Origin of the sequence: Moorena sp. SIO2C4 (assembly GCF_010672485.1) — a bacterium.
Taxonomy (GTDB): domain Bacteria; phylum Cyanobacteriota; class Cyanobacteriia; order Cyanobacteriales; family Coleofasciculaceae; genus Moorena; species Moorena producens.
In genome coordinates this window covers 1-4,878 of sequence record NZ_JAAHGN010000558.1, presented here as the reverse complement: position 1 = coordinate 4,878, position 4,878 = coordinate 1, and the positions used below count along the sequence as shown (strand labels likewise).

4 protein-coding genes are annotated in these 4,878 nt (G+C 43.6%); 3 read left to right on the top strand and 1 reads right to left on the bottom strand.

The window, feature by feature from the left end; translation table 11 throughout:
• The first annotated feature begins 416 nt into the window (after positions 1-416).
• Both F6K20_RS24360 and F6K20_RS24355 read left to right on the top strand, forming a co-directional pair.
• Positions 417-1,523, top strand: a complete 1,107-nt coding sequence (locus F6K20_RS24360) for a DUF1565 domain-containing protein (protein WP_287296336.1) — start codon at positions 417-419, stop codon at positions 1,521-1,523.
• Positions 1,524-1,689: 166 nt separating this feature from the next.
• Positions 1,690-2,568 (top strand): hypothetical protein, encoded by an 879-nt coding sequence (locus F6K20_RS24355; protein ID WP_008190639.1) that lies wholly within the window; start codon positions 1,690-1,692, stop codon positions 2,566-2,568.
• Positions 2,569-2,709: 141 nt separating this feature from the next.
• Here the strand turns inward: F6K20_RS24355 and F6K20_RS24350 are convergent, their stop codons facing one another.
• Complete coding sequence (locus tag F6K20_RS24350; protein WP_008190637.1) at positions 2,710-3,090, bottom strand: helix-turn-helix domain-containing protein; 381 nt, start codon at positions 3,088-3,090, stop codon at positions 2,710-2,712.
• Between the two features lie 450 nt (positions 3,091-3,540).
• Between F6K20_RS24350 and F6K20_RS24345 the strand changes: the two genes are divergently transcribed.
• Positions 3,541-4,725 carry an aldo/keto reductase gene (locus F6K20_RS24345; RefSeq protein WP_008190635.1) on the top strand — a complete coding sequence of 395 codons (1,185 nt, stop codon included), beginning with the start codon at positions 3,541-3,543 and terminating at the stop codon, positions 4,723-4,725.
• Positions 4,726-4,878: the final 153 nt, after the last annotated feature.

The window sequence follows — 4,878 nt, the reverse complement described above, 5'->3', positions numbered from 1 at the left end:
GAAAACGGGCACTGCCAATTTCCTGGCATTGTCTTGATGCAATAGCGAGTGGGGGAAACCACGGCAGTCGCTCATGGGGGAGATCCCCAAGACCGCGCTGCCTCCCCAAGACCGCGCTGCATCGCTGCTAAAAGGGTAAACCAACTGTAATCTTGAAAAAGTAAGCCCAATGATTTTTTGAGTCGGAGGGTGTAGAGGCTGTTTGGCTCAGCCGTTAAGGGTTTTCTACTCTTAAGAATCCCAGCTCCTTTGGAGCCGCTACGCGAACACTATAATCTTTGATGAGCGTGATGGGAGTGTCAAGGAACGTCTATACTCAAAAAGGGACAAAATCTCCAATAGAATAGTACTAGAATAATAGTTAATAATACTTGAAGAAAATTTTAATTCCATCCAGTTGAGTACTGACCTTGACAATGCTGCAATACAAAGTTTCTAAGCTAACTGAGTCCCGTAACTTTGTATTAGTTGCTGCTGGATTAATTATTGCTTTAGCGGTAACAGGCTGTGAACAATGGGATTCATCTGACCGGATAAGTAGACCAACACCAGACAATTTTCCTACTCGTACCTTCCCGAGACCGAAACCTAGGCAGTCGCCACCAGGGATCAAGCAAGTTTTTTACGTGGATTCTCAACAGGGTACGGACACGGAAAACGCTGGTCTAACCACTGCTAATCCCTTCAAAACCATTACCTATGCCTTAAAGCAAGCTCGTCCCTTAGCTACTATCCAGCTAGCGCCAGGTCAGTACACCGTTGAACAGGGAGAAACCTTTCCCCTTAAACTCAAACCTGGCATGATTCTCCAGGGAAACAAGTCCCCTAGAGGTGAAGGAGTAGTTATAATTGGTGGCGGTCTTTACCTCAGTCGCACGTGGGCAGGTCAGAATGTAACGATATTGGCAGCTCAAGATGCTCAGATTCTGGGACTAACTATTACTAATCCTAATACCAGAGGGAGTGGTGTGTGGGTAGAATCCACCAATCCCATCATTCGCAACAATACCTTTATCAATAGCCATCGGGAAGGAGTGTTTGTTAGTGGTAAAGGAAACCCTCTGATTGAAAATAATCGTTTTGCCAATAACCAAGGAAACGGTATATCTGTAACTCGGGAAGCAACAGGAGAAATCCGGGGCAATATTATTGAGCAAACCGGTCATGGTTTGGCGATAGGGGGCAACAGTTCACCCTTGGTAGTAAATAATCAGATTCGTGACAACATTGACGGGGTGGTGATTGAAGGGTCTGCACGTCCTGTGCTGCGCGAGAACCAAATTATCAACAATAGTCGGGATGGCTTGGTAGCGATTAGCCAATCTCAGCCAGATTTAGGCACTGCTAGTACTCCTGGAAATAACCTTTTTGAAGGCAATGAACGTTATGACATTTACAATGTTACTGGCAAAAAGCTATTAGTAATTGGTAATCAGCTCAAGGGGGATGGAGTTGCCGCACTGCTAGAAGCTGAACCAAGTTCTCCTGAATTTCCTGAGGTGCGCTTTCCGTTGGCGAATTAAATTCGCCACGGGTCGCACCTGTAGACTTTGACGTTAATTAGTTTGGCTCAGTATGCTCCCTAAGCAATGCCGATTAGATTAGGATTGTTTTCATACTTTATTCACAATTGACATTTACAATGGTGTATGTTTTCCTGAGAGAAGTTTATAGTTAAAACAACTGAAAATGGGTCAATCAATTATTGAATTAGTTGACGAACTTCCAACGGATAATATAACCGTAAAAATCCTGAATGTACTGGATTTTGTTGTTCCGGGGGAATGGGAAAATCTCGTCGGTTTTGACAATACAATTAGCTCAGTTACAGGGGAAACAGATCCAGATGTGATTGAGTCAATTCGCGTACGCGCCCTTGAGCTGTACGAAGACCCTGATCAGGGATACCAAACAGCTATCTGGATTTACCAAACTCTTGACAAGACTGACACAGCGATCGCAGCAGCGGCTTTAGCTGACAAAGTTGGGGATACCTTCAGCTGGATTCCATTCTTAGACAGACTGACTCCCAAAGCTGACACCGTTCAATCTGTTGACTTGAGCATAAAACTAGTCGGAGAACTGATCGCTCATAGCAAGATTCACGGCCTTGGTTTTAATCCGGTAGATTTTGCTGCTTCTGTGGCAGAAAACTATCATAAGGAAGCTCTGATGCGGATGGTAGCCTTAGTTTGCATCGATGGTCTAATTCCTCTCGGTGCTGACTTCATGTCTAAAGTACGAAATAGTCTGGATGAAGGAGGGGAGTCCGCTCTAGGAGACAATCCTGCCTTTGCAGCTATCAGTGACTCAATTCCTGAATCCGATAAACAGGGATTTATCAGTAACACGTTTGATGCAGTTGGTGACTGGATGGATAATTTAATTTCCTCTACTGGGTTAAGCCCTGAGTCACTGTTTGACCGTCTGGGTGGCTTTATAGAAGTTGCTGATGACAAGTTAGACTATGTAGCGGCATTTCTAGACGCTAGCACCAATTGTTATGAGCATACTGGGATTCAAACTGTTGCTCGTCATCTGATTCAGCAGGCAGCTAAAGAGATTTGAGATTAAGTCTGGTTAATCACTTATCAAATAGTCCCTAAATTTTGGTGATTGGCATGAGGTAATGGGGAATCAGTAATATGACCACGATTCCCCATTGCACTAGTATCCATTATCCAGGAAATATAAAGATTATTTTTGAATTTATTTGTGCCTATTTTTGTGGCGTATAATGTTTTTTTTACGGGTTAAATTCAAACGTTTAATCATTCGATCGACTGTGGAACGACCAATTAAAACTCCCGTTTCTTCGGCTAACCAAATCCGGAGTTCATCTAACGTAGCATCCTGGTTTTTGATGACAAGATCTCGGAGAATATTTAATTGCTCTGGGGTAAGTTTTATCGGAGTTTGTTTAGTTCTAACTTTGGGAGCAATATTTCCGGTTTCTCGATACTGTTTGAGTAATTTTTGAACAAAGCTTAAGGCAACATTAAACTGTTGAGCAAGCTTACGTTGAGAGATATTGCCTTGATTATAAGCATCAATAATTTTTTGTCTAAGGTCAACAGAGTAGGCTTTCATGGTTTTTTAGGAGAATTATCTGAGCTATCCTCATTGTACCTGATTAGCTTGGTAAACGCTAGATTTTTTTATGCCAAAACATTGGAGCCTGGTAAGCATATGCGCTACTTGAGATGCTATTTGAGGTGCCGTCAGCTGTCAGCTGTCAGTTTATTTTATTCAAAAGCTGTTCGGTGTAGCATGCACTACGGGGATAAACTATTCCCATAGCTTGGCCACAGCCTTTGGCTGATACCTGATAGCAGATCAAGTAGCAGATCAAGTAGCGCACACTACTTGATCTGCTTATGGGCTATGGGTAAGCTACACTATGCTGACGGCTGAAGCTGACGGCTGAATACTGACGGCTGAATGCTAACGGCTGAATGCTGACGTTGTAAAGTAATCTAAAAATAGTTAGATGCTCAAAGAGCAGACACTAGCAGCTGTGTGATTCAAAGCAGGTTTATGATGCAATATCGAAGATTTGGGCGTACAGAATTACAGATGCCAGTCTTTTCCTGTGGTGGTATGCGATACCAGTTCAAGTGGCAGGATGTTCCCAAGGAGCAAATTCCCCAAGATCATCAACAGAATTTGGAAGCAACAATCCGCCGTTCTCTAGAGCTTGGCATTCATCACATAGAAACTGCTCGTGGCTACGGTACTTCTGAAATGCAATTAGGAGAGATTTTGCCAAAATTTCCCCGAGAACAACTGATTGTTCAGACTAAAGTTAATCCTAAGCCTGACCCCAAAGAATTTCGTCGTAAGTTTAATCAATCCCTAGCTTTATTACAACTTGACTATGTTGACCTACTGGGAATCCATGGGATTAATACCCCTGAGTTGCTAGATGATACTATCCGTCCTGGTGGTTATTTAGATGTAGCGCGACAGCTTAAAGCAGAGGGGAAGGTACGGTTTATTGGATTCTCGACTCATGGTCCTACAGATGTGATTGTTAAAACCATTGAAACGGACCAGTTTGACTACGTTAACTTGCACTGGTATTACATTAATCAGTTAAATTGGCCTGCCATTGAAGCCGCTACTCGTCACGATATGGGGGTGTTCATCATTAGCCCTTCCGATAAAGGGGGTATGCTCTATAAACCACCACAACGGTTAGTGGAACTTTGTGCTCCCCTTAGCCCAATGGTGTTTAATGATTTGTTTTGTTTGAGCCATCCCCAGGTGCATACGTTGAGTCTAGGGGCATCTCGACCATCAGATTTTGATGAACACCTTAAAGCTGTAGAACTTCTGGAGCGCTCAGAGGAAATATTACCGCCGATTTTAGAGCGTTTGGAGTCAGAAGCGATCGCAAAATTGGGAGAAGACTGGTTCCGAAGTTGGCACATTGGTTTACCCACCCATTCAGAAACTCCAGGGGGTATAAATATTCCAGTGATTTTGTGGTTGAGGAATTTAGCGATCGCTTACGATCTCGTAGAGTATGCGAAAATGCGCTACAACCTCTTAACTAATGGGGGTCACTGGTTTCCTGGTGCCCCAGCCAATCGGCTCAGAGAATTAGACCTGAGCCAATGTTTGCGTAACAGTCCTCATGCTGATCAAATACCAGCTTTTCTGGAAGATGCCCATAACTTATTAGGGGGTGAACCAGTCAAACGCCTCTCCCAACAATCATGAATAGGTTTGAAGCATATTGTTAATTGTTTGACACTCCCCGCCCTGGAAGGACGGGGATTCTTGTTTCAACGAGGTGACTTGTTATCCCTTGCCGGAGCCAGGAAAAATAGAGGTCTCCTCTCCCCAAGCGTAGTTGGTCTTTGACCTAGGTTT

Coding starts and splice junctions, on each gene's coding strand:
- F6K20_RS24345 (WP_008190635.1), top strand. CDS start 3,541: ATGCAATATCGAAGATTTGGGCGTACAGAATTACAGATGCCAGTCTTT.
- F6K20_RS24355 (WP_008190639.1), top strand. CDS start 1,690: ATGGGTCAATCAATTATTGAATTAGTTGACGAACTTCCAACGGATAAT.
- F6K20_RS24350 (WP_008190637.1), bottom strand. CDS start 3,090: ATGAAAGCCTACTCTGTTGACCTTAGACAAAAAATTATTGATGCTTAT.
- F6K20_RS24360 (WP_287296336.1), top strand. CDS start 417: ATGCTGCAATACAAAGTTTCTAAGCTAACTGAGTCCCGTAACTTTGTA.